26 protein-coding genes and 1 pseudogene are annotated in these 23,210 nt (G+C 72.0%); 14 read left to right on the forward strand and 13 right to left on the reverse strand.

All coding sequences use genetic code 11. The features are described from left to right. The first annotated feature begins 5 nt into the window (after positions 1-5). A complete protein-coding gene (locus AB0G32_RS00785; RefSeq protein ID WP_361156219.1) occupies positions 6-959 on the forward strand; it encodes an ATP-binding cassette domain-containing protein in 954 nt (317 codons plus the stop codon). Then, the gene (locus AB0G32_RS00790; protein WP_361156222.1) at positions 956-1,747 is read left to right on the forward strand and encodes an ABC transporter permease; all 792 of its coding nucleotides are present in this window, start codon (positions 956-958) and stop codon (positions 1,745-1,747) included. The genes AB0G32_RS00785 and AB0G32_RS00790 overlap by 4 nt, the downstream gene beginning before the upstream one ends. Before the next feature lie 115 nt (positions 1,748-1,862). Here the strand turns inward: AB0G32_RS00790 and AB0G32_RS00795 are convergent, their stop codons facing one another. Beyond that, entirely contained in the window at positions 1,863-2,732 is an 870-nt protein-coding gene (locus AB0G32_RS00795) for an aldo/keto reductase family oxidoreductase (RefSeq protein ID WP_361157119.1), read from the reverse strand. 148 nt (positions 2,733-2,880) lie between these two features. On the opposite strand from AB0G32_RS00795, the gene AB0G32_RS00800 reads away from it, so the two are divergent. Then, entirely contained in the window at positions 2,881-3,324 is a 444-nt protein-coding gene (locus tag AB0G32_RS00800; RefSeq protein WP_361156225.1) for a helix-turn-helix domain-containing protein, read from the forward strand. Between the two features lie 293 nt (positions 3,325-3,617). On the opposite strand, the gene AB0G32_RS00805 is transcribed toward AB0G32_RS00800, so the two are convergent. From AB0G32_RS00805 to AB0G32_RS00815, 3 genes are all read right to left on the reverse strand, one after another. Next, positions 3,618-4,061: an NUDIX hydrolase gene (locus tag AB0G32_RS00805; protein ID WP_361156228.1), complete on the reverse strand. Its 444-nt coding sequence runs from the start codon at positions 4,059-4,061 to the stop codon at positions 3,618-3,620. Between the two features lie 454 nt (positions 4,062-4,515). Then, entirely contained in the window at positions 4,516-4,818 is a 303-nt protein-coding gene (locus AB0G32_RS00810; RefSeq protein WP_361156231.1) for a DUF6087 family protein, read from the reverse strand. A gap of 13 nt (positions 4,819-4,831) precedes the next feature. Next, positions 4,832-6,202 (reverse strand): Tat pathway signal protein, encoded by a 1,371-nt coding sequence (locus AB0G32_RS00815; protein ID WP_361156233.1) that lies wholly within the window; start codon positions 6,200-6,202, stop codon positions 4,832-4,834. A 157-nt stretch (positions 6,203-6,359) separates the two neighbouring features. Here AB0G32_RS00815 and AB0G32_RS00820 point away from each other — a divergent pair, with 157 nt between their 5' ends. The 3 genes from AB0G32_RS00820 to tgmC are packed head-to-tail and all read left to right on the forward strand — an operon-like array spanning position 6,360 to position 8,810. Next, positions 6,360-6,626, forward strand: coding sequence for a putative ATP-grasp-modified RiPP (locus AB0G32_RS00820; RefSeq protein WP_361156236.1), 267 nt, complete (start codon positions 6,360-6,362; stop codon positions 6,624-6,626). A gap of 4 nt (positions 6,627-6,630) precedes the next feature. Next, positions 6,631-7,617, forward strand: a complete 987-nt coding sequence (gene tgmB, locus AB0G32_RS00825; RefSeq protein ID WP_361156238.1) for an ATP-grasp ribosomal peptide maturase — start codon at positions 6,631-6,633, stop codon at positions 7,615-7,617. Next, positions 7,614-8,810: an ATP-grasp peptide maturase system methyltransferase gene (gene tgmC, locus AB0G32_RS00830; RefSeq protein WP_361156241.1), complete on the forward strand. Its 1,197-nt coding sequence runs from the start codon at positions 7,614-7,616 to the stop codon at positions 8,808-8,810. Before tgmB ends, tgmC begins: the two co-directional genes overlap by 4 nt. 157 nt (positions 8,811-8,967) lie before the next feature. Here the strand turns inward: tgmC and AB0G32_RS00835 are convergent, their stop codons facing one another. Together AB0G32_RS00835 and AB0G32_RS00840 are read right to left on the reverse strand one after the other, a co-directional pair. Beyond that, complete coding sequence (locus AB0G32_RS00835) at positions 8,968-9,147, reverse strand: DUF397 domain-containing protein (RefSeq protein WP_361156244.1); 180 nt, start codon at positions 9,145-9,147, stop codon at positions 8,968-8,970. A gap of 12 nt (positions 9,148-9,159) precedes the next feature. Then, on the reverse strand, positions 9,160-10,014 hold the full coding sequence (locus tag AB0G32_RS00840; RefSeq protein ID WP_361156246.1) for a helix-turn-helix transcriptional regulator: 855 nt from the start codon (positions 10,012-10,014) through the stop codon (positions 9,160-9,162). A gap of 306 nt (positions 10,015-10,320) precedes the next feature. Here AB0G32_RS00840 and AB0G32_RS00845 point away from each other — a divergent pair. Continuing rightward, a pseudogene (locus AB0G32_RS00845) lies at positions 10,321-10,470 on the forward strand (ATP-binding protein); the annotation flags it as partial. 11 nt (positions 10,471-10,481) lie between these two features. Further along, a complete protein-coding gene (locus tag AB0G32_RS00850; protein WP_361157185.1) occupies positions 10,482-10,712 on the forward strand; it encodes a hypothetical protein in 231 nt (76 codons plus the stop codon). A 32-nt stretch (positions 10,713-10,744) separates the two neighbouring features. Here the strand turns inward: AB0G32_RS00850 and AB0G32_RS00855 are convergent, their stop codons facing one another. Together AB0G32_RS00855 and AB0G32_RS00860 are read right to left on the reverse strand one after the other, a co-directional pair. After that, complete coding sequence (locus AB0G32_RS00855; protein ID WP_361156249.1) at positions 10,745-11,095, reverse strand: hypothetical protein; 351 nt, start codon at positions 11,093-11,095, stop codon at positions 10,745-10,747. Positions 11,096-11,190: 95 nt separating this feature from the next. Then, the gene (locus AB0G32_RS00860) at positions 11,191-11,766 is read right to left on the reverse strand and encodes a TerD family protein (protein WP_361156251.1); all 576 of its coding nucleotides are present in this window, start codon (positions 11,764-11,766) and stop codon (positions 11,191-11,193) included. 155 nt (positions 11,767-11,921) lie between these two features. Here AB0G32_RS00860 and arfB point away from each other — a divergent pair, with 155 nt between their 5' ends. Further along, entirely contained in the window at positions 11,922-12,359 is a 438-nt protein-coding gene (arfB, locus tag AB0G32_RS00865; RefSeq protein ID WP_361156254.1) for an alternative ribosome rescue aminoacyl-tRNA hydrolase ArfB, read from the forward strand. Between the two features lie 32 nt (positions 12,360-12,391). Here arfB and AB0G32_RS00870 read toward each other — a convergent pair whose 3' ends face one another. Then, positions 12,392-12,883: a GNAT family N-acetyltransferase gene (locus AB0G32_RS00870; protein WP_361156257.1), complete on the reverse strand. Its 492-nt coding sequence runs from the start codon at positions 12,881-12,883 to the stop codon at positions 12,392-12,394. Positions 12,884-12,930: 47 nt separating this feature from the next. Further along, positions 12,931-13,422, reverse strand: a complete 492-nt coding sequence (locus AB0G32_RS00875; RefSeq protein ID WP_361157121.1) for a flavin reductase family protein — start codon at positions 13,420-13,422, stop codon at positions 12,931-12,933. Positions 13,423-13,853: 431 nt separating this feature from the next. On the opposite strand from AB0G32_RS00875, the gene cdgB reads away from it, so the two are divergent. Further along, positions 13,854-15,542, forward strand: a complete 1,689-nt coding sequence (cdgB, locus tag AB0G32_RS00880; protein ID WP_361156259.1) for a diguanylate cyclase CdgB — start codon at positions 13,854-13,856, stop codon at positions 15,540-15,542. Between the two features lie 119 nt (positions 15,543-15,661). Further along, positions 15,662-16,669 carry a carbohydrate-binding protein gene (locus tag AB0G32_RS00885; protein WP_361156261.1) on the forward strand — a complete coding sequence of 336 codons (1,008 nt, stop codon included), beginning with the start codon at positions 15,662-15,664 and terminating at the stop codon, positions 16,667-16,669. A 64-nt stretch (positions 16,670-16,733) separates the two neighbouring features. On the opposite strand, the gene AB0G32_RS00890 is transcribed toward AB0G32_RS00885, so the two are convergent. The 3 genes from AB0G32_RS00890 to AB0G32_RS00900 all read right to left on the reverse strand — a co-directional run bounded on the left by AB0G32_RS00890 (position 16,734) and on the right by AB0G32_RS00900 (position 19,922). After that, the gene (locus AB0G32_RS00890) at positions 16,734-17,663 is read right to left on the reverse strand and encodes a 1-phosphofructokinase family hexose kinase (RefSeq protein ID WP_361156262.1); all 930 of its coding nucleotides are present in this window, start codon (positions 17,661-17,663) and stop codon (positions 16,734-16,736) included. A 103-nt stretch (positions 17,664-17,766) separates the two neighbouring features. Then, a complete protein-coding gene (nagA, locus tag AB0G32_RS00895; protein WP_361157124.1) occupies positions 17,767-18,972 on the reverse strand; it encodes an N-acetylglucosamine-6-phosphate deacetylase in 1,206 nt (401 codons plus the stop codon). Positions 18,973-18,977: 5 nt separating this feature from the next. Continuing rightward, positions 18,978-19,922, reverse strand: a complete 945-nt coding sequence (locus tag AB0G32_RS00900; RefSeq protein WP_361156265.1) for an ROK family protein — start codon at positions 19,920-19,922, stop codon at positions 18,978-18,980. Positions 19,923-20,069: 147 nt separating this feature from the next. Here AB0G32_RS00900 and AB0G32_RS00905 point away from each other — a divergent pair, with 147 nt between their 5' ends. The 3 genes from AB0G32_RS00905 (at position 20,070) to otsB (ending at position 23,093) form a co-directional block, all read left to right on the forward strand. Then, positions 20,070-21,293, forward strand: a complete 1,224-nt coding sequence (locus AB0G32_RS00905; RefSeq protein WP_361156267.1) for an extracellular solute-binding protein — start codon at positions 20,070-20,072, stop codon at positions 21,291-21,293. A 39-nt stretch (positions 21,294-21,332) separates the two neighbouring features. Then, the gene (locus AB0G32_RS00910; RefSeq protein WP_361156269.1) at positions 21,333-21,581 is read left to right on the forward strand and encodes a DUF3263 domain-containing protein; all 249 of its coding nucleotides are present in this window, start codon (positions 21,333-21,335) and stop codon (positions 21,579-21,581) included. A 630-nt stretch (positions 21,582-22,211) separates the two neighbouring features. Beyond that, entirely contained in the window at positions 22,212-23,093 is an 882-nt protein-coding gene (gene otsB / locus AB0G32_RS00915; protein WP_361156272.1) for a trehalose-phosphatase, read from the forward strand. Positions 23,094-23,210 lie beyond the last annotated feature (117 nt).

Consider the following 23,210-nt stretch of genomic DNA (forward strand, 5'->3'; position numbering starts at 1 on the left):
CCCACATGACCAGCCCGGCCATCGCGGCACACGGACTGCGCAAGTCCTACGGCGACAAGACCGTCCTGGACGGCATCGACCTGACCGTCCCCGAAGGCACGGTCTTCGCCCTGCTCGGCCCGAACGGCGCCGGCAAGACCACCGCCGTCAAGATCCTGTCCACCCTCGTCTCCGCCGACGCCGGCGACCTGCGCGTCGCCGGGCACGACCTGGCCACCGCCCCGCAGGCGGTGCGCGCCGCGATCGGTGTCACCGGCCAGTTCTCCGCCGTGGACGGGCTGATCACCGGCGAGGAGAACATGCTCCTGATGGCCGACCTGCACCACCTGCCGAAGGCGGAAGGCCGCCGGGTCACCGCCGAACTGCTGGCCCGGTTCGACCTGGTGGAGGCGGCGAAGAAGCCGGCGTCCACCTACTCCGGCGGTATGAAGCGCCGTCTGGACATCGCGATGACCCTGGTCGGCAGCCCGCGGATCATCTTCCTGGACGAGCCGACCACCGGCCTGGACCCGCGGGCCCGGCACGGCATGTGGCAGATCATCCGGGAGCTGGTGGCCGGCGGTGTCACCGTCTTCCTGACCACCCAGTACCTGGAGGAGGCGGACCAGCTCGCCGACCGTATCGCGGTCCTGCACGACGGCCGGATCGCCGCCGAGGGCACCGCCGACGAACTGAAGCGACAGATCCCCGGCGGCCACGTACGGCTCCGCTTCGCCGACCCGGTGGCCTACGGCCGGGCCGCCGACGCCCTGCCCGGAACCACCCGCGACGACGAGTCCCTCACCCTGCGCATCCCCAGCGACGGCACCCAGCGCGAACTGCGCGCGATCCTCGACCGGCTGGACGCGCTGGGCACCGAGGCCGACGAGCTCACCGTGCACACCCCCGACCTCGACGACGTCTTCTTCGCCCTGACCGACAGCAACGCACCTGCCCAGGCCAAGGAGGCCGTCCGATGAGCACCCTCTCCCTCGCCGTCCGCGACTCGTCCACCATGCTCCGCCGCAACCTGCTGCACGCCCGCCGCTACCCCTCCCTCACCCTCAACCTCCTGCTCACCCCGATCATGCTGCTCCTGCTCTTCGTCTACGTCTTCGGCGACGTGATGAGCGCGGGCATCGGCGGCGGGAACGCCGACCGCTCCGCCTACATCGCCTACCTGGTCCCCGGGCTGCTGCTGATGACCATCGGCTCGACCACGATCGGCACGGCGGTCTCCGTCTCCAACGACATGACCGAGGGCATCATCGCCCGGTTCCGCACCATGGCCATCCACCGCGGCTCGGTGCTCATCGGGCACGTCATCGGCAGCGTGCTCCAGTCGGTCGCCAGCGTGCTATTGGTCGGCGGCGTCGCCGTGGCCATCGGCTTCCGCTCCACCGACGCCACCGCCCTGGAGTGGCTGGCCGCCTTCGGACTCCTCGTCCTCTTCGCCCTGGCCCTCACCTGGATCGCCGTCGGCATGGGCCTGGTCAGCCCGAACGCCGAGGCGGCCAGCAACAACGCGATGCCGCTGATCCTCCTTCCCCTGCTGTCCAGCGCCTTCGTCCCGCTCGACTCGATGCCCGGCTGGTTCCGCCCGATCGCCGAGTACCAGCCCTTCACCCCGGCCATCGAAACCCTGCGCGGCCTGCTCCTCGGCACGGAGATCGGCCACCACGGCTGGCTGGCGCTGGGCTGGTGCGTCGGCCTGGCGGTCCTCGGCTACTTCTGGTCGGCGGCGAAGTTCAACGCCGACCCGAAGTGACGGGTCACCGCACCGAACACGCCCCGGGCGGGTGTCAGCGGCTCAGCGCCGCGGCACCCGCCCGGGCCCGCGACCGGCGCGTTCCTCGCGGTGACCGGGACCCGCGCGGCCGCGCTCAGGCGATCTTGTCCAGCTCGGCGAGATCGTCGTCGGACAGGACGAGCCCCGCGCCCGCGACGTTCTCCCGCAGGTGCGCCACCGACGAGGTGCCGGGGATCAGCAGGATGTTCGGCGACCGCCGCAGCAGCCAGGCCAGCGCCACCGCCATCGGCGTCGCCGCCAGCCGGGCGGCCACGGCCGTCAGCGCCGCGGACTGGAGCGGGCTGAAGCCGCCCAGCGGGAAGAAGGGCACATAGGCGATGTTGTCCGCGGCCAGTTCGTCGATCAGCTCGTCGTCCTGGCGGTGGGCGAGGTTGTACAGGTTCTGCACGCACACCACCGGCGCGATCGTCCGCGCCTCGGCGACCTGTTCGGCCGTCGCGTTGCTGACGCCGAGGTGCCGGATCAGGCCCTCCTGCCGCAGTGCGGCGAGCGTCTCGAACGCCTCCGCGAGCGAACCGGGCCGGGGCCCGTGCGCGTCCCCGAGCCGCAGGTTGACCACGTCCAGCGTGTCGACGCCGAGGTTCTCCAGGTTCGCGCGGACGGACCGGCGCAGCTCCTCGGGCCGCCGCGCCGGGGGCCAGCCGCCCTGCTCGTCGCGGACCGCGCCGACCTTGGTCGCGATGGTCAGCGAACCGGCGTAGGGGTGCAGCGCCGTACGGATCAACTGGTTGGTGACGTGCGGCCCGTAGACGTCGGCGGTGTCGAGGTGGGTGATGCCGAGGGCGACGGCCTCGCGCAGCACGGCGAGGGCGCCGGCGCGGTCGGCGGGCGGGCCCAGCACGCCGGGGCCGGCCAGCTGCATGGCGCCGTAGCCGAACCGGGTGACGGTCCGGTCGCCCAGGGTCCAGGTGCCGCCGGGAAGGGAAGCGGGGGACGTGCTCATCGTCTGCCTCTCGTCGCGGGCCGGGCGCTGGTGCCCGGCGGTGCTCTGCCCCATCCTTGGTGCGTAGCTTCCTGTCGGGAAGAAGGCACTTCGGAGTGCGTAAGGCACCCCAGGCACCACAGGCACCCACGGGTGAGAGGAGCGGCCCATGGCCACGCGGACGGCGGCCCAGCAGCGAGCACAGGCCAAGGCGGAGTACAACGCCTTCCTGGCGGCCTGCCCCAGCCGCACACTGCTCGACCGGATCTCGGACAAGTGGGTCGCGCTGATCCTGGCCGCGCTCGGCAGCGACAGCTGGCGCCGGCCGGGCACGGAGTGCGTGGGCGAGCCCCGGGCGATGCGCTACTCGGAACTGCTGCGCACGCTGGCCGGCGTCAGCCAGAAGATGCTCACCCAGACACTGCGCGCCCTGGAGCGCGACGGCCTGGTGACCCGTACCGTCACTCCGACCGTGCCGGTCACCGTCACCTACGAGCTGACCGGCCTCGGCCTGTCGCTGTTCGAGATGATGCGCGGCCTCAAGTCCTGGGCCGAGGACCACATGGACGACGTGCTCGCCCACCGCGAGACCTACGACACCGGCGTCAACTGACCGAGCCCCACCGACCGGCGAACCGCGCGCGGCCAACGGTTCGACGACCAGGCCGACGTGGTCCAGGAGCAGCAGCAAGTCGTCCAGGACGGCCGCGACGGGGAACCAGCTGGCCACCCCGCCGGCGATGGTGTCGGCCGTGCCTGTGTCCACCTCGCGGTCAGGAGCCCCGACTCGACCGGGAACAGCGCGAAACACTGGACCAGGTGAGGGAAGCTGGCCACCTCACCGCGGTCCAGCAGTAACAGCCACGGGATCAGATGTCGACCGGTGGTGCCCGGGATCGGCTTCTCTCAGACCGCGATGACCTGCTGGGCCAGCAGGAGTGCCAGCGGCCCCCCTTGAAGCAGGAAGCGTGCCTCGGTAGCGGCCCGGATCGCGTCCGGCATCGGCCACCACATGAGCTGAAAACCTTCCTCGCTCGGCGTGAGCTGCTGCGGGCCGCAGGTGAGACCCTCGGCCAGGAAAAGGTGGATGCGGGCCGTTGAGTCGAGGGCGATGGCGTACGAGCCGAGGGGCTGCCAGGCCAGGGCGGTGACGCCGGCTTCCTCACGCAGTTCGCGCCGCGCGCACTCCTCCGGTGTCTCGCCGTCCTCGCGGCGTCCTCCGGGCAGGAACACGTACTCGCCGCCGTGCTGGGGGAACTCGGCGGTCAGGATGGCGACCATACCGGCCGCGTCTCGGGCCACGATGACGGAGGCGTCGCGCATCGACCCTCGTCGAGGTGAGTCGGTCATGGCCGGGGAGCGTAGCCGCCGACTCTGACAGCCAGGCCGCGAACGGCACGTTCAGCTCCTGCTGGTGAGCCCGTCGACCAGGCGCCCCAGATGTTTGTCCGCGTCCGCGAGCGCGGCGGCCTGGGACTGCATGAGTCGCCGCTGTCTTCGGTGTAGTGGCCGCGGGGGGACATGGGTGGCGGAGACGTTGATGAACAGGAACAGCGGCCGGTCGGAATACTGATACCTGTCGGCGACGGTCAGGGCGTGGTCGGCCTGCCAACGGGTGGAGTCGGGCTTCGGCGAACAGAACTCGGACCGCCAGTGCCAGCACCCGAACAGGCAAGCCACTACTGACGTTCAGCAGATCGCCTCCGCGCTCGGCGTGGAGTCCGAGCAGGCCGCTCAGGGCCGCTACCGCCTCATCTCAGCGGCAGGGACTTCGGCGCCGACGGCGCACCTTCAAGGACGCCGGTCAAGCGGCAGACTCACCGTCAGCTGGGGTAGTGGGTGTCTGTCCGCTCACCCAACGCACGGCGTCCGCGAGGTTCGCGGCCGTGCCCACGGGTTCGTACGAGAATCCGCTCCACTCCTCCAGTGCCCTCGGCTCCTGGGGACGGAGGTGCCCGCCGCCACCGTGCAGCGGGCGGTGCCGACGGGTGACGCCGAGTGGCGGACGGCGTCGCTTGTCGTACGCGGCGAGCCGGTCGTCAGCGTCCAGACTGGGGACGGCTCGGGATGGCTGGTTCGGCGGTCCGGGTCGGGAGTGCTTGCCCATGGGCTCAATGGTCTCAGGCCGCGAAGGCGGTCGGGTGGGCTGTGGCGAGATCGGCGGCGCGAGTGCGGACCTCGTCCGCCGTGGCGGTTCTGTAGGGGCGGGCGGCGTCCAGCAGCGTGTTGAGCCGGGAGGCGACAAGCATCGAGTCCACCCGAGCGGCTTCGTCGAGGGCCCGCTGAGCGGCCTGGGCGGCCTGCTCGGGCTCGCCCTCGTCGAAGAGCGCGGCAGCGAGGCCGACGCGGTCCATGACCTTTACCCGGTCGAAGCCGGGTCTGCGCATGGCGAGCGCTTCGGTGAAGTGGACGCTGGCGCGTCTGCGCCGGTCGCCGATGCCGTTGAGGTCGCGGGCGGAGACCGCGCGAGCGCCGGCGTGTTCGGCGGCGTCGAAGTAGTCCACCCACGCAGGAACGTCGTCACCCAAACCTTCGGCCAGCAACTCGTCGGCGGCGCCGAGGTGCTGATCGGCCTGGCGCTCGTCACCGAGGGCCGCGTGTACCCGCCCGGTTTGGGATGCCACCAGGGCTCTGGTAGCGGGCAGGCTGGCCTTCGCCGCGGCGACACCGAGCAGCCCCAGGGCGTCGCCGGGGTGGCCCAGGTAGATCATCTGGTGGGACATACGGGTGACGATCTCCACCCCGCGATCCGGCTGTCCGGCCTCGGAGGCAGCGTAAATGCCGTAGGACCAGTACCGCTGGGCGGCGGCGTACCGGCCGCAGTCGTGGCTGGCCCACCCGGCCAGCGCGGCAAGGTCGGAGGTCACCGCGAACACCCGCGCTTTCAGCTTGGGAGGGACACCGTCCTGGACGCGGCGGGCGACTTCGGCGAGCTGGGCGACGATCGCGGACCGGTACAGGCCGCCGCCCTTGGAGGTGTCTGCCTTCGTGAAGAACTCGGTGACCTGCTCCAGTGCGGCGGTGGTGTCGGGGTCGAAGCCCTTGGTGCCGGGGCCCAGAAGGCGAGCGGTTCCGCCCAGCATTCGCTCGGCGGCCAGGATCAGTGGGGCGCCGAGAGCGAGCTTGAGGGTGTCTCGACGGTCGAGGAAGAGGTCCAACTGGGTCCATCCGGCCAGAGTCCGGGCGGCTGCCTCGGTCAGCAGCGGAAGCTGGATGCTGTCCAACATGGGCCCAGCGGCCGTCAGACCGAGATCACCCGGGGTGAGCGGCTGGCCGACCGCGTCGGATATGACCACGGCGAGCAGAGCGGGCACCGGCGGGCGGGGTCGCTCGCCGTCGATCCACCGCCGTAACCGGGTGGCATCGGGGGAGATCTGCCGATGACCTTGCCGGATTGCCTCTGCGGCGACGCGGCGGGCGATCTCCCCGTGGGACAACCCGGTGGCGACGATCCACAGCGCGAGATGCGCGTTGCCTGTTCTGCCGGTCATCGAGTCTTTTACCCTCCCGACTTCTGTCACGCAGCGTGGCGAATTCGCCACGGTTCGCGGCACCCACGGTACTGGTCAGGGTGGGTGCGGGAGGTCGATTCTGCTCACGTGGCAGCCGCCCGGCCGCCGCTTTAGCGCAAGGGAAAGGACTTTCACCATGGCGACGCTTGTACCCCAGGTTCCGTGGGCGATGCGGTTGGTCACCGATCGGCTTCCGGTCGGCCCGCCGTCGTACGTGGCGGTCGAGCTGGACATGGCCACGCAGACCGCCCGGTACACCGACGCCGCCGGCCAGGTGGTGGAGATGGGCAAGCACGGCACCAGCAGGACGACCGGGACCGCGTCGATGTCCGGCGGCGGTGACGGGCAGAACCCGCAACCGCAGACTCAGGACGACAACACCACCGACTACGAGTCGGACTGATCCGATGACGGCTCCCCTCGTTCTGGTCATCACGTCCCTGGAGGACGTCACGGCAGACCGTGTGATCTCCGCGCTGAACGAGCGTAAGGTGCCCGTCGCCCGCGTCGACCCGGTTGACATCGGGCCCGGTCTGGTCTTTGGCGCCCGTATCGGCGGCGGGGCGCCGACGTGGGGCGGGCAGTTGCGTACGGCCAGCCGCGAGGTGGAGCTCGGGGAGGTGGCGGCGGTGTACTACCGCCGCCCCACCCCGTACCTCTCGCGCTTCGCGCACCTGCCCGCCCAGCAGCGCGACTTCGCCGCTGCCGAGGCCCGGCACGGTCTCGGCGGAGTGCTCAGTCACCTGCATGGTGCGACGTACGTCAACCACCCCTCGGCGGTCACAGCTGCGGACTTCAAGCCCGCGCAGCTCCTGCGGGCGGCCCAGCTCGGCCTGACTGTTCCGCCGACCCTGGTCACCAACGACGTCGAGGAGACCCGGAAGTTCGCCGCCGAGCGCAGCCCGGTGATCTACAAACCGTTCCGTGGCCTGCCGCGTTCCGAGGAGGACGGGCACACCGGCGCGATCTGGGCCCAGCGCGTCGAGGCCGACACTTTTGACGACTCCCTTACGGTGACCGCCCATCTGTTCCAGGCCGAGATTCCCAAGAGCGGCGACGTCCGGATAACCGTGGTCGGCCCCCGCGTGTTCGCCCAGCGAATCGCCGCGCCGGACGGTGCGCTGGACTGGCGCCGCGGCGACTGGGACCAGCTCCTGCACGCCCCTATCACCGTCCCGGCCCCGATCGAGGCGGCACTGTTCAGCTACCTGAGCGCGTTCGGCCTGGTCTTCGGCTGCTTCGACTTCGCCCTTACCGGCGATGGCGACGCACCGGAGGACTGGGTGTTCATCGAGTGCAACCCCAACGGCCAGTGGGGCTGGCTTCCCGACGCCGACGACATCACCGAGGCGTTCGCCGACATCCTGAGCATGGAAGGAGGCGGAGCCCGATGACGCCCGCCGACTATGAGACCGACGCCGTCCGGCTGCGCGAGGCGCTGGCCAGGGCCCTCGCCGACGACGGCGTCCTTGCCGATCCCGGCTGGCGGGCGGCGGTGGAGAAGGTGCCCCGGCACGCTTTCGTGCCCGGGTTCTACCTGCCCGCCGACCAGCGCGACGAGCAGGGCCTGACGATGTGGGAGCCGGTCACCGCCGAGTCCGACCATGGCCGGTGGCTGGCCGCCGCGTACTCCGACACCACGCTGATCACCCAGTTCGATGGCGACGAGCCGGACTGGAAGGCCCTGCGGGTGCGGCACGGTGGGGCGCCGACCTCGTCGTCCACGCTGCCGTCGTTGGTGGTGCGGATGTGGGCGGACGCGGACGTGCAGGAAGGGCACACGGTGTTGGAGATCGGCACCGGTACCGGCTATTCCACCGCGCTCGCTTGCGAACGCCTCGGCTCCGCCGACGTCACGTCCATCGAAGTCGACCCACATCGGCTCCACCGGGCCGCTGCCGCGCTGTACTCGCGGGGGTACACTCCGACGCTGGCCGTGGCGGACGGGCTGTACGGGTATTGGCCCGAGGCATCGTTCGACCGGATCGTGGCCGCCTGCTCCTTCCGCGCCGTGCCCCCGGCGCTGCTGGCCCAAGTTCGGCCGGGCGGGAAGATCCTGCTCACCCTGTCCGGCTGGCTCTACGGCTATGCCCGCGTCCTGCTCACCGTCGGCGCGGACGGCACCGCCGAGGGACAGTTGCTCGATGGCACGGTGTCGTTCATGTCCGCCCGTACGCACGCGGCGCCGGCGTTCGGCAATCCCGCCCACTGGGCCGCAGGGCTACCGGAGACCGGCCGGCTGGCCCGGCACAGCCCGGAGCGGATCACAGCCGCGACCGAGGAGGCGTTCCACCTGCGGTTCCTCGCCCAGTGCGCCGTGCCTGACGCACAACTGACGACCGTCGGCGAGGTCGCGCACCTGGTCGACGTCGTGACCGGCTCAGCCGCCACCCTCACCCCGCACGAGGACAGGTGGGAGGTCCGCGAAGGCGGCCCGGTGAAGCTGTGGGAGCGGGTCGAGGCCGTGCTGTCCGCGTACGACGAGGCGGACCGCCCGGGGCCGGAGACGTTTACGCTGCACGTGTACGACGGCGGACAGCACCTGCGGCACCCGCACCTGCCCGGCCTGCCGCTGCCCCGCCCCTGACCACCACGGGACGCCGGGCGCCCGGGGCGGGAGCACGTGACGGGCCTCCACCCCGGGTCGGCTGCGCCGGAACCGGGTGTTGCTGCCGGGACCAGCCGGACAGCGCGAACTCTGCCAAGACCAACGGTGCGTCGGCGCGCAACAGTGCGGCAAGCACTCAGGCAGCCTCTCGCACGTGCGACAGGAAGTCCTCCCAAACGGTGCAGGAGAAGGCGAGGTCGGCCTGTGTGGTGGTCTTGGAATCCCGGACCAGGATCGTGTTTCGGTCGACGGCTGTCTCGACACAGTTGGAACTGTCGCCGCTGTAAGAGGACTTCCGCCACTGGGGAGTCGTCATCGTGATCCCTTTTCACAGGTCTTGTACGAGGTTGTGGATGAAGTCGCGTGACACGGCACCGCTGAGAGTGCAGGACTCCATGTGATCCAGAACGGCACGGTACTTGACCAACTGCGCCTCGGCGTCGAGGAATCCGCAGCCACCATGGTGAGTGTCCAGTTGCACGGTGTCGAGCTGGGGCACGGTTCCCTGGACGTAGTCGAAGGATTGTCCAGTACTTGGGTAGTGCTCCGCCCCGAACGGGACCACACGGATCGTGACGTTGGGCAGTTCACTCATCTCCAGCAGGTGTCCGAGCTGTCCACGCGCGACGGCTGGACCGCCGAAGCCCATGCGAAGGGCCGACTCATGGATGATTGCCGAGTACGGAAGCGGAGTGTCCCTGTGAAGGATGCCCTGACGCTTTATGCGATGAGTGAGTCGGTGCTCGATCTCGTACTGGCGCAGGGGCGGGACCACGGCTCGGAAGAGGGCGCGCGCGTGGGCAGTGGTCTGTAGAAGCGCGGGGATGTGTATCGCGAGGGCTACGCGCAGCCCGGTGCTGTGGTGTTCCAGTTCGGCGAGGTCGACAAGGGCCGTCGGGAGGTGCTCGCGGTACTCCTCCCACCAACCGCGAACCCGACGGCCGGTCATCGCTGACAGGGCCGTGACCAGATTCTCGTCGGCACAGTCGTAGGCGGAAGCCATCGCCCGGACGCGGTCGGCGCTGAGTGAACTCCGACCGGTTTCGACCATGCTGACCCGGCCCTGGTTGACGCCCAAGTGCGCGGCGGCCTGGGTAACCGTGAACCCAGCTCGTTCACGGAGTTTGCGCAGTTCGGCGCCAAGGCGCCGCTGACGCAGAGTCGGATTGTTGACGGGGGGCAAGACACCTCTCCTCAGCCGCTGGGCGGCGCGCTTGTCACCCACACGAGGCAAATGCAGGTGCATCTCTCCGATATGGGGGATGTATCTCCCCTGTGGCGTCTACGGTAGTCCCCGTACCGCCCAACTCGCCGCGTCTTCCAGCCGGAAGCGCACCTCCCCAGGCACTGCCACCGCCATGCGCGGCCGTTGGGAAACCGCCTTCTCCCTCACCTCCCGGAGACCCCCATGCGCACCGTATCCCTGTCCGACACCTGGGCGTACGCCCTCCGCCTCCCCCATGACCCCAGAGCCGCACGCGTCGCACGTATGACCGTGCGGGCCGCTCTCGGCGGGCACGGGCGGCATGATGTCGTCGACGACGTCGAACTGTTGGTGTCCGAGCTGGTCACCAACGCCTACCGGCACGCGGGCGGGCCCTGCTCGCTGCGGATCAGCGCGCTCGGTGACGGGCGGCTCCGGGTCGGAGTGTGGGACGGCCACCCGTACGTGCCCCGCTCTTCGCCGAGCCGGGATCGGGATCACCCCTGGCCCGGGTCGCCCCCGGCGCGAGCGGCGGACACGGGCTGCACCTCGTGCGGGAGTACGCCGAGAAATGGGGCGCCTGGTCGCTGGGCGAGGGGCTGCCGGGGCGGCGCGGCGCCGGAAAGCTGCTCTGGTTCGAGGTGGGGGAGCCCCGGCCCGGACCGGCCCCGGTGTGAAGAGGGCCGCACCGACCGCGCGGACCGGCGGCTCAGTCACCCGGGCCCGGGTCGGAGAACTCGCGTGCCAGGCCGTGATGCCGGTCCGCGACCAGTTTTCCCTGGGCGGGGGTGATGACCGATCCCGGCATGCGGCTCAGGCGCTCCACCTCCCGCGCGAACCGGAGGTGCGCGCGGCCGGCGTGCTCACGGCAGGGCAGGCAGGTGACCCGGTCCGGACGCGGAGAGGTCATCGCGTACGGCACTCGCGACCCGCAGCCCGTGGTGACGAGACGCGGCAGGTCACCGGCCAGACCGAACGTGGCCGCCAGCGTGTTCCGGACGGCGGCGTTTCCGTGCACGGCCTCCGACCGGACGTGGATGTGCGGGTCGTTCCCGCTCACGGAAACCTCCCGGCTGCAGAACCTCCCGGCTGCCCGACAAGCCCTCGGCCCCGCCGAACCGAAGCTCAGACGGGGCCGGAGAGAGACAGGCGACGTCAGACGTTCACGCCGAAGTCCTGGGCGATGCCCACCAGGCCCGACGCGTAGCCCTGGCCCACTGCGCGGAACTTCCACTCCGCGCCGTTGCGGTACAGCTCGCCGAAGACCATGGCGGTCTCGGTGGCCGCGTCCTCCGACAGGTCGTAGCGGGCGATCTCCGCGCCGCCGGCCTGGTTGACGATGCGGATGTAGGCGTTGCGGACCTGGCCGAAGTTCTGCGAGCGGTTCTCCGCGTCGTAGATCGAGACCGGGAAGACGATCTTCTCGATGTCGGCCGGGAGGCCGGCCAGGTTGACGTTGATCGCCTCGTCGTCGCCCGCGCCCTCACCCGTGCGGTTGTCGCCGGTGTGGACGATGGTCTGGTCCGGCGTCTCCTTGTTGTTGAAGAAGACGAAGTGGGCGTCCGAGAAGACCTTGCCCTGGGTGTTGACCGCGATCGCGGACGCGTCCAGGTCGAAGTCGGTGCCGGTGGTGGTACGGACGTCCCAGCCGAGGCCCACGGTGACGGCGGTCAGGCCCGGAGCCTCCTTGGTGAGCGAGACGTTGCCACCCTTGGACAGGCTTACAGCCATTGTTGGGAGTCCCTTCCCTCGTGTACGTACGGCAAGAAAGCTACAGCTACCCCCAAGAACGAAGAGGGGGGTACGCAAGGTTCCAGCTCCCTTTACTTTCTTTACCTCGGATATTCGGGTGACGTGGACCGGACCGGGACGGGAACATGGACCCCATGTCCCCCTCGTCCGCCCCGCATGTCATCCGAGGCTCCGTCTCCCTCCCGGAGGCCGAGCTGATCTGGCGTTTCTCGCGGTCGTCCGGGCCCGGCGGACAGCACGTCAACACCACCGACACCCAGGTGGAACTCCGCTTCGACCTCGCCCGCACCGAAGCGCTCCCCGAGGTGTGGAAGCGGCGGGCGCTGGAGCGGCTGGCCGGCCGGCTGACCGACGGCGTCGTCACCGTACGCGCCTCCGAGCACCGCTCCCAGTGGCGCAATCGCGAGGCCGCCGCCGTCCGCCTCGCGGCGCTGCTGGCCGAGGCCACCGCACCACCGCCCAAGCCGCGCCGCCCGACCCGTATCCCGCGCGGCATCAACGAGCGCCGGCTGCGGGAGAAGAAACAGCGCGCCCAGACCAAGCGCGGACGTACCGGCAAGGGCTGGGACTGAGGAATGAGGACTGAGGACTGAGGACCGGGACCTCACTCCCCGTCCGTGTTCGCGTTCGCGGACAGGTCCAGCACAGCCACCCGTTCCCCCTCCACCGTCTCCCCGTTTGGCCGGAAGCCGAGCTTCAGGTAGAACGGCTCGGGACCCGCCGGGCCGAGGTGCCAGGAGACGTAGAACTCCTTCGTCTGGCGGCGGCGCAGTTCCGCCGCCACCGACTCCACCGCGAACCGGCCGTAGCCCCGGCCCTGCTCGTCCGCCGCGATGTTCAGCCGCCACAGCCCGGAGCGGCGGACGCTGCCGTCCTCGAACCAGTCGATGTCGAAGAAGGCCATCAGGAAACCGACCGGGCGGCCGGCGTCGACGATCAGGCGCGGCCACGCGACATCGGGATGGACGTATGCCTCGGCCAGGGACTTCACCACGGGGGAGACCGCGAACTCCTGGTCCGGGCGGACCCGCACACCGAGCGCGGCGGCCAGGTTGCGCGGGCTGATCTCTTCGAGCTGCGGTCCGGGCGTCGTCATGTGCGGACGGTAGGCGGAGAACTCCCCGCGCCGCCACGGATTTCCGCTCAGCCCAACTGCCGGTACCGCCCCCGGAAGTAGGTCAGCGGGCCGCCCTCCGCGCTCGGCACCCGCGCGGTCAGCACCCGGCCGATCACCAGGGTGTGGTCGCCGGCCGGGACCCGCTGCTCGGTGCGGCACTCCAGGGTGGCCAGCGCCCCGCCGACCAGCGGGGCGTCCGACTTCTCGCCGCGTGCGTACGGGATGTCCTCGAAGAGCAGCCGGTCGCTGAGCCGGCCCTTCATCGCGAACCGGCCGGCGATGTGCCGCTGGCTCTCCGACAGGACCGAGACCGCCCACAGGGGCTGGTCGTCCAGCAGGTCGTCCATCCGGGAGCCCTCGCGCAGGCTCACCAGGACCAGGGGCGGGTCGAGGGAGACCGACAGGAAGGCCGTCGCCGTCATGCCCACGTCCTCCCCGAGCGGGGCGGTGGGGTCGTCCGGGTCCAGGGACGCCTCCCGCGCGGTCACCAGGACCACGCCCGAGGCCAGCCGGGACATGGCGGCACGGAACTCGTCGTTGCTCACTCCCTCAGCATGCACGGCCGCTGCGGAAGGAAAGGACACGGTGGCGGGGCTGGAGGCGGACACCCGGTCACGCTAACGGCCGCGCCCCGGCACCCGCATCGGCCCCCGGTCCCGGACCGGAGACGGACCGGGGACCTAGGACCAGCACAGGACCAGCACAGGACCAGCAAGGACAAAATTTGCGTTCAGGAAACGCGCTGGGAAAGCGCGGAAACGCCGTCCAATTGTTCATCTTTCGCTGTGACTTGAGTCACAAGGGGTAGGAATTGTTGACCCTGTGTACCGAGTGGGCAGCGCGCTGTGATTCAGTGGCGGGGAAGCTGCAAGAGCATCATCGTGCACGATCCGGCAAAGGCGCCGAAGAGAACCCTTGATTCGCGCGAGGTCTCGGGGGGAGGGCGAGCATGGAGACCGAGTCGGAGCCGTACGTCCGCCTTGCGTCCCTTCGGCAACTGCACCAGGCCATGGCCGACATGAACACGGCCCGCAGCCTGGCGGACACCCTGCAGACCGTCGCGGACGGCGTGGTGCAAGCCCTCGGCTACGAGATGGCGTGCGTCAACCTCGCCCGCCCCGACGGCGACCTCGTCGTCGCCGCCTTCGCCGGGAACTCGGCCGCCGAGGCCCTCATCACCGGCCGCGTCGGCCCCCGCGCCTCCTGGGAGCGCCGGCTGAACATGGGCGAGCGCTGGGGCGACCTGATCTTCATACCGCACACCGAGGGCTGGATCCTCGACGACGACGACGTACCGCAGTGGTACACCGACGGGCCCGCGCCCCGCTTCGAGGACGAGTGGCACCCCTCGGACCGCCTCTTCGCCCCCATGTACGCCCCCGGCCCGCAGGGTGGCGGCACCAGCGGCGAGCTGATCGGGGTGCTCTCGGTGGACCGCCCGCGCAACGGCCGCCGGCCCGGCGCCTGGGGCCGCGAGGCTTTGCAGATGTACGCGTTCCAGGCGGCCATCGCGATCAGCAACGCCCGGCTGCGCTCCAACATGCAGCGCGCCCTGGTCCGGCTGGAGCGCGAGCAGCAGGCCCTGCGCGCCAGCGAGGAGAGCTTCCGGCAGGCGTTCGAGTACGCCCCCTCCGGCATGGCCATCGCCGAGATGGGCGGCGACCAGCACGGCCGCATCCTGCGCACCAACGACGCGCTGTGCCGCCTGCTGGGCCGCCCCGCCTCCGCGATGCGCCGCTACTCCTTCTCCGACCTGGTCCACCCCGAGGACATCGGCACCCTGCTGCGCACCTCCGCCGAGGGCGGCCGGGCCGAGCTGCGGCTGCGCCGCCGGGACGGTTCCTACGTCTGGGTCTCGCTGCGCAACAGCGTCGTCGCCGACGCCGCCGACGGACCCCGCTTCCTGCTCACCCACGTCGAGGACATCGAGGAGCGCAAGCGCCGCGAACTGGCGCTGGCCCACCGCGCCTCCCACGACTCCCTCACCGGCCTGCCGAACTCGGCCGAACTGCGCTCCCGCCTCGCCGCCCGGCTGTGCACCCGCCCCCAGTCCGCGCACCCGGCGGTCGACGCCATGGACGCCGCCTACGGGGACGTCCCGCACAAGGACCTCGTCCTCGACTCCGGCGGGCACCGCTTCGACTTCGACTTCCCGCCGCCGCACCCCGGCCCCGGCCCGTACGACGGGCACGACCACCACGTGCACGCCATCACTCCTGAGGGTGACCGGGACGACGGCACCAAGGGGCTCGCGGTGCTCTTCTGCGACCTCGACGGCTTCAAGTCGATCAACGACCGGTTCGGGCACAACGCGGGCGACGCCGTGCTCATCGAGGTGGCCCGCAGGCTCTCCGGGGGCGTCCGGGACGGCGACACGGTGGCCCGGCTCGGCGGCGACGAGTTCGTCATCCTCGCCGACGGGCTCGGCCGGGCCGACGCCGCCGACCTCGCCGTACGGCTGCGCAACGAGATCATCCAGCCGATTCGGGCCGAGGGCCGGGCGGTCCGGGTGGGCGCCAGCTTCGGCATCGGCTGGGCGCACTGCGGCATGACCGCCGACGAGGTGCTGAAGTCCGCCGACGAGCGGATGTACATCGAGAAACGATCTCGTCCCAAACAACATCGGCGGGCGGGATGACCCCCAGGTCAGCGAGTTGATGCGGTCCGGGTCACCCGTTCGGGTCACCGACACCGGGTAGGCTCGGCCTCTCACCACACGCACCGCACCCGCACCGCACCTGGTTAGGAGACCTAGGGATGACGCCCGGCAACAACGGCGCGAGCACGCCCGAGGACGACGACCCCTTCGGCTATCTGTACGCCGACGGGCAGGCCAACGGGGCCCAGCCGCCGTCCGGCGGCTACGGCTACCCGGGCTCGGTCAACCGCGTGCGCCCGGTCGGTACCCGCCAGTACGGCGGCCAGTCCGCCGCCCCCCAGGCCGCCCCGCAGCAGCAGGGCGCCTACGGCCGGCCGAACGCGCCGTACGGCGCCCAGACCCCGCCGCACGGCGCGCAGAACCAGCCCTACGGCGCCCAGAACCCGCACTACGCGGCCCCGGAGACACTTCCCGGCGGCGGCGCCCCCACCGCCCCGCACCAGCAGCCCGGACACGGCGGCGGACGCGGCGGCGGGCGGCGCGGCCCCAACACCAAGGGCCTGCTGATCGGCGCCATCGCGGTGGTCGCCGCCGTCGTCATCGGCATCGGCGTGGCCATGACCAGCAGCGGTTCGGACGACGACAAGAGCGAGGACCAGGCCGGCGGCGCCACCCCGACCCAGTCCCAGACCGGCGAGTCGTCCCCGTCCGCCAGCAGCAGCGCGCAGGACGACGCGGAACTGCCCACCACCGACGCCGCGGGCCTCCAGCTCAGCGGCGCCGCCACCGCCTCCGACGTAGAGGGCGCCGAGTCCGAGGGCGGCACCTACGTGACCGGCCTCAACCAGACCGGTGCCTCGGCCACCTGGACCGTCGACGGCATCCCGAAGGACGGCGTCTACACCCTCTTCGCCCGCTACAGCACCGCCGACGCGGACCAGTCGATGACGCTGACGATCAACGGCAAGGCGTTCGGCAGCAAGCTCAACCTGGGCAACTTCGCCGGGGCCAAGGACGGCGACTACACCAAGGGCTGGACCCAGACCTACGCCTACCCGTCGCTCAACAAGGGCACCAACACCATCTCCGTCTCCTGCCAGGACGGCGACAAGTGCGACATCCTGCTGGACCAGCTCTGGCTTAAGGAAGGCCAGGTCAAGAGCTGAGGCCGGGCTGAGTCCGGAGCTGATACCGAGCTGATCCCGGGTTGAGCCCGGCGACCGTGCCCGGTCAGGCCGCGCCGGCCTCCGGGAGCACGGTCACCCGGCCGAGCAGTTCCTCGTAGGCGGCGCGGTCGTACTCGCCCGCCACCGGCGCCAGCACCGTCGCCGCCGACAGGGCGACCGCGCGGGCCAGCCGGTCCGGCCAGGGCAGCCGCTCGGCCAGCCCCGACAGCAGCCCCGCCACCGCCGAGTCGCCGGCGCCGGTCGGGTTGCCGCGCACCCGGGCGGGCGGCGCGGCCCGCCAGCGGCCCTCCCCGGTCACCGCCAGCAGCCCGTCGGCGCCCAGCGAGGCGACCACCGCGCGGGCACCGCGCCGCCGGGCGTCCTGGGTGGCCCGCAGCGGCTCGTACGAACCGGTCAGCTCGGCCAGCTCGTCGGCGTTCGGCTTGATCAGGTCGGGGCGGGCGGCGACCGCCCGGCGCAGCGGCTCCCCGCTGGTGTCCAGCAGCACCGGCACGCCGGCCGCCCGCGCGGTGCGCACCAGGGCGGCGTACGCGCCCACCGGGACGCCCGGCGGCAGGCTGCCGCACAGCGCCACCGCCGAGACCCCGGCGAGCAGATCCCCGTACGCCTCCTGGAACGTGTTCCACTCGGCGGGAGTGATCAGCGGGCCGGGTTCGTTCAGCTGGGTGGTGTCGCCGGTGCGCTCGTCGACGACGGCGATGGTGCGCCGGGTGGCGCCCGCGACCGGCAGCAGCGCGTCGACCACCCGGTCCCGGCCGGCGAGGCCGTCCCGCACGGCGCGGCCGGTGGCGCCGCCGGTGAAGCCCGTGACCGTCACCTCGTGCCCGAGGGACGCCAGCACCCGGGCCACGTTGACGCCCTTGCCGCCGGGGCGTTCGGTCACCTCGGTGACCCGGTGGGAGGCGTGCGGGGTCAGGCCCCGGACGCGGTAGGTGATGTCGAGAGCGGTGTTCAGCGTGACCGTGAGGATCACCGAGCCGGCCCCCCGATTTCCCGAGTGCGTGCGAATGCTGTTGTTTCGGCGCTTGCTTCGATCATGCCAAACGGACGGCGGCCGGCCCAGCCCCCCGCACGGATCAGCTCGGTCGGGGATCGACCACCCACCGGCCCCGGCGCATCACGCCCACCACGTCGAACGCCGCGTCCAGCACCACCAGGTCGGCGTCCTTGCCCGGCTCCAGCGAACCCACCCGGTCGGCCAGGCCGAGCAGCCGCGCCGGGTTGGCGGAGATCGCCGCGACCACGTCACCGACCGGCAGCCCGTCCACCGTCACCGCCCGCTTGAAGGCCCGGTCCAGGGTGAGCGTGGACCCGGCGATCGAGTCGCCCTGCACCAGCCGGGCCACCCCCTCGCGCACCTCCACCTCCAGCGGGCCGAGCAGATAGCGCCCGTCGCCGAAACCGGCCGCGTCCATCGCGTCGGTGATGAAGGCGACGCGGGCCGCCCCCGCGTGGTGGAAGGCGAGCCGGAGCGCGGCCGGGTGCAGGTGCACGCCGTCGTTGATCAGCTCGACGGTGACCCGCTCGTCCTCCAGCAGGGCGGTGATCGGGCCCGGCGCGCGGTGGCCGATCGGCGGCATCGCGTTGAACAGGTGGGTGGCGACGGTGGCGCCCGCGTCGATCGCCTGGAGCGTCTGCTCGTACGTGGCGTCCGTGTGCCCGACGGCCGCGAGCACGCCGTGCTCGACGAGCAGCCGTACGGAGTCCAGACCGCCGGGCAGCTCGGTGGCCAGCGTCATCATCCTGGCGTGGCCGTGCGCGGCGTCGATCAGCTTGCGGACCTCGGCCGGGTCGGGGGCGCGCAGCAACTGCTCGTCGTGCGCGCCCTTGCGGCACGGGGAGATGAACGGGCCCTCGAAGTGGATGCCGGCGATGTCGCCCTGCTGGGCCAGCTCGGCGAGCATCCCGGCGTGCAGGGCGAGGAAGTCCAGGTCACCGGTGACGGCGGAGGCGACGACGGTGGTCGTGCCGTGCCGGCGGTGCGTGGCGACGCCCTTCAGCACGTCCTCGGCGGTGCCGCCGGCGAAGGAGGCGCCGCCGCCGCCGTGGTTGTGCAGGTCCACGAAGCCGGGGACGATCCAGTGCGCCGTCAGGTCGATGACGCGGGCGTGCTCCGGGGCGGTGGCGGCGATGCGGGTGCCGTCGACGGTCACTTGACCGCCCTGGACGGTTCCCGTCGGAAGGACAACGTTGGCGCCGGAAAGGATCAGGGGGGACTTGTCCGTTGCGGGGAGCGGGTTCGTGGTGGTTGCTCGCGCAGTTCCCCGCGCCCCTGAGGGCATGTCCGTCACGTTGTTTCCTCCGTACGGTCCGTTGCGTCGAGTAGATCCCAGGCCAGGAGACCGGCGCCGAGACATCCCGCCGTGTCGCCCAGGGCCGCCGGGACGATGGACGGCTGGGTCTGGAAGGTGAGCCGGCGGGTCACGGCCGCCCGCAGCGGTGTGAACAAGGTTTCCCCCGCTTCCGCCAGACCGCCACCGATGATCAGGGCCCGGGGGTCCAGCAGGGTGAGGGCGGTGACCAGGCCGTCGGCCAGGGCGTCCACCGCCTCCTGCCAGACCCGCAGCGCCCGTACGTCCCCGGCGTCGACGGCCTTGGCGCAGTCCGCGGCGTCCGCCGCCGGGTCGCTCGAGGCCGCCGCCCACGCCTGGCCGACCGCGCTCGCGGACGCGTACCGCTCCAGACAGCCGCGCTGCCCGCACGGGCAGGGGACGCCGTCGGGACGTACGACGACATGGCCGATCTCGCCCGCGAAGCCGTGCGCGCCGCCCTCCACCCGGCCGTCGATGCCGATGGCGCCCGCGATGCCGGTGCCGAGCGGGACGAAGAGGAACCGGTCGGCGCCCCGGCCCGCGCCGATGCGGCCCTCGGCGAGGCCGCCGGTGCGCACGTCGTGGCCGAGGGCGACCGGGACGCCGCCGAGCCGGTCGCTGAGCAGGGTGCGCAGCGGGACGTCCCGCCAGCCGAGGTTGGCGGCGTAGACGGCGAGGCCGCGGGCGTCGTCCACGATGCCGGGGACGGCGACACCGGCCGCCGCGGGCGGTGTGCCGAACCGCCGCGTCCCGAGGGCGCCCAGGTCGGCGGCGAACTCCAGGATGGACTCGACGACCGCCTCGGGCCCGCGGTCGCGGCCGGTGGGCCGGCGGGCCTGGTGCAGCAGTTCGCCGCCAGGCCCGGCCAGCGCGGCCTTCATTCCGGTGCCGCCCACGTCCAGGGCGATGACATGTCTCACGGGGACAGTGTGACCCGATGACCCACGAGAGGTCTAGTCCACTCGCGTGGTGTAGACCTTGATCCGGTAAACGGACAACGATCGGCGGTAACCGGTCGGCGAAGCGGGGAGCGAACAGTGCGGCGGCGTGGAAAAGGGACGATCGCGGTGGTGTCCGCGCTGGGTCTGACGGCACTCCTCGGCGGCTGCGGCGCGGGCGGGCCGGACGAGGTGACGCTGCGGCTGGTCGCCGCCGACTACGGCTCCGGCAAGTCCAACGGCTCCCAGCGGTACTGGGACGAACTGGCCGCGTCGTACGAGTCCAGCCACCCCGACGTGCACGTCGACGTCACCGTCTACTCCTGGAACGACGTCGACCGGAAGGTCCGGGAACTGGTCGACGCCGGCAAGGCGCCCGACCTGGCACAGATCGGCGCCTACGCCGACTACGCCGACGAGGACCTGCTCTACCGGGCCGACGACCTGCTCTCGATCCCCACGCAGGCCAACTTCGTCTCCCAGCTCGCCACCGCGGGGCAGGTCAACGGGGTGCAGTACGGGATGCCGTTCGCGGCGTCCACGCGGGTGCTGTTCTACAACAAGACCCTCTTCGCCGAGGCGGGCCTGAGCGCGCCCAGGAGCTGGGCCGACCTGGCCGCCGCCGCCGAGGCGCTGAAGGCCGAGGGGGTGACGTACCCCTACGCGCTGCCGCTCGGGTCCGAGGAGGCGCAGGCGGAGACGATGCAGTGGATGCTCAGCGGCGGGGGCGGCTACACCGACACGGTCGGCACCTACGGCATCGACTCCGCGCAGAACATCGACACCTTCACCTGGCTCAAGGACGAACTGGTCGACAAGGACCTGACCGGCCCGGTCGCGCCCGGCAAGCTGAACCGCGCGGACGCCTTCGCCGCGTTCGCCAACGGGGAGGTCGGCATGCTCAACGGCCACCCGTCGCTGATGGCGATGGCCGAGAAGAAGGGCGTGCGGTTCGGCATGGTGACGACGCCCGGCGTGGACGGACCGAGCCAGAGCACGCTGGGTGTCACCGACTGGATGACGGCCTTCAAGCAGAACGGCCACCAGGAGCAGGTCGGCGACTTCCTCGACTTCGTCTACAGCGACGCCAACGTCCTCGACTTCTCCTGCCGCTACGACCTGCTGCCGGTCACCGGCTCGGCCTCCGAGACGATGGCGGCGGCGGACGAGGACCAGGACCTCAAGCCGTTCCTCGACGAACTGGTCTCCTCCGAGCTGTATCCGGTGGGCGAGACCTCCTGGGCCACGGTCAGCGCGGCGATCAAGAAGAACATCGGCAAGGCGGTCGCCGCCGGCCAGGACCCGAAGTCGGTCCTCGAACTGCTCCAGACGACGGCGACGCAGGCCGACTAGCGCCGTCCCGGTGTCAGTGGCCGGCGTTACGGTGCGGTCATGGACGAAGGCGAAGGCGGGCGGCGGTCGCTGGGGGAGCGGGAGCGGGGCATCCTCGCGCTGGAGCGCCGCGGGTTTTCCGGCCCCGGCGCGAAGGAGCGCGCGATCCGCGAGGAACTGGGCCTGGTCCCGGTCCGCTACTACCAACTCCTCAACGCCCTCCTGGACGACCCCCGCGCCCTGCGCGAGGACCCGGTGACGGTGAACCGGCTGCGCCGGGTACGGGATGCCCGGCGGGCGGAACGGTGAGGGGGCCGTGCGGCCGGCTGGACCGGGGGCGCGGGCTCTAGTCCGCCGACGGGTGACGGTGAACCGGCTGCGGCGGGTACGGGATGCCCGGCGGGCGGAACGGTGAAGGGGCCGTGCGGCCGGCTGGACCGGGGCGTGGGCCCGCCGGCCGGTGCCGCTGGGTGCGCTGTATGTCTCTGCGGGGCGGATGCCGGCCGGGAGGTAGCTGTTGCGGGCGGTGGGCCGGCCCGAGGGGGTCTGTCGGCCGGGTCGCTGCGTCGGCGGGCGGGGTAGCCGGGAGGTGCCGGCCGGAGCTGCTGGGTGCGCTGTATGTCTCTGCGGGGCGGATGCCGGCCGGGGAGGTGGCTGTTGCGGGTGGTCGGCCGGCCCGACGAGGTCAGTGGGCCGGGTCGCCGGGCCGCCGAGTCGCCGGGGCGCTGAGCCGCCGAGCCGCCGAGCTGCCGAGCCGCCGAGTCGCCGGGGCGCTGAGCCGCCGAGCCGCCGGGCCGCCGGGCCGCCGGGCCGCCGAGCCGCCGGGGCGCTGAGCCGCCGGGTCGCCGAGTCGCCGGGCCGCTGAGCCGCCGAGCTGCCGGGCCAGGCAGGCCGGACCGGCGAGGCGTGGTACCCGCCCCCGCGGGATAGGTTCGCCGTATGGGCAGCCACACGAGTCATCCGGACGTCACCCCCGACCCGCCGGCCCCCCTGCCGGCGCCCGCCACCGAGGCCGGGCGGGCCGGGCTGGACGGAATCCTCGCCGACCCCCGCCGGACGGTGATCGCGCTCGACTTCGACGGCACACTCGCCGAGATCGTGCCCGACCCCGACCGGGCCCGCGCCCACCCCGCCGCGGTGCCCGCGCTGGCCGCGCTCGCCCCCCGGGTCGGCTCCGTCGCGGTGATCACCGGCCGCCCGGCCGAGGTCGCCGTCCGGCACGGCGGCTTCGCGGACGTACCCGGCCTGGAACACCTCGTCGTCCTCGGCCACTACGGCGCCGAACGCTGGGACGCCGGCACCGGCGCCGTCACCGCCCCGCCCCCGCACCCCGGGGTCGCCGCGGTCCGCGCCGAACTGCCCGCACTGCTGGCGCACAGCGGCACGGAGGGCACCTGGACCGAGGACAAGGGCCGCTCCGTCGCGGTCCACACCCGCCGGGCCGCCGACCCGGGGGCCGCCTTCGAGCGGCTGCGCGGCCCGCTCACCGACCTCGCCGCCCGGCACGGACTGATCGTCGAGCCCGGCCGCATGGTGCTGGAACTGCGCCCGCCCGGCATGGACAAGGGCGCCGCCCTGCTGGATCACGTCCGCGCCACCGGCGCCGGTTCGGTCCTCTACGCCGGCGACGACCTCGGCGACCTGCCCGCCTACTCCGCCGTCGACCGGCTGCGCACCGAGGGCGTCCCCGGCCTGCTGGTGTGCAGCGGCAGCGACGAGGTGACGGAGCTCAGGAAGCGCGCCGACGTGGAGGTGGCCGGCCCGGCCGGGGTGGTCGCCCTGCTGGGCGCGCTCGCCCGGCGGCTGGCCCAGGACGACTGAGACAACGTCACAGCGGGTTTCCCCGACTGTCACAGGACGGTCCGGACGTCCCGCCCGGGGCAACGGGCCGCCGCGCCCCGCCCTCCTCGCTTACGACAGGCCCGCGCAGTGCCGGGC

The sequence above is a fragment of the Streptomyces sp. NPDC023723 genome (assembly GCF_040639815.1).
GTDB lineage: Bacteria > Actinomycetota > Actinomycetes > Streptomycetales > Streptomycetaceae > Streptomyces.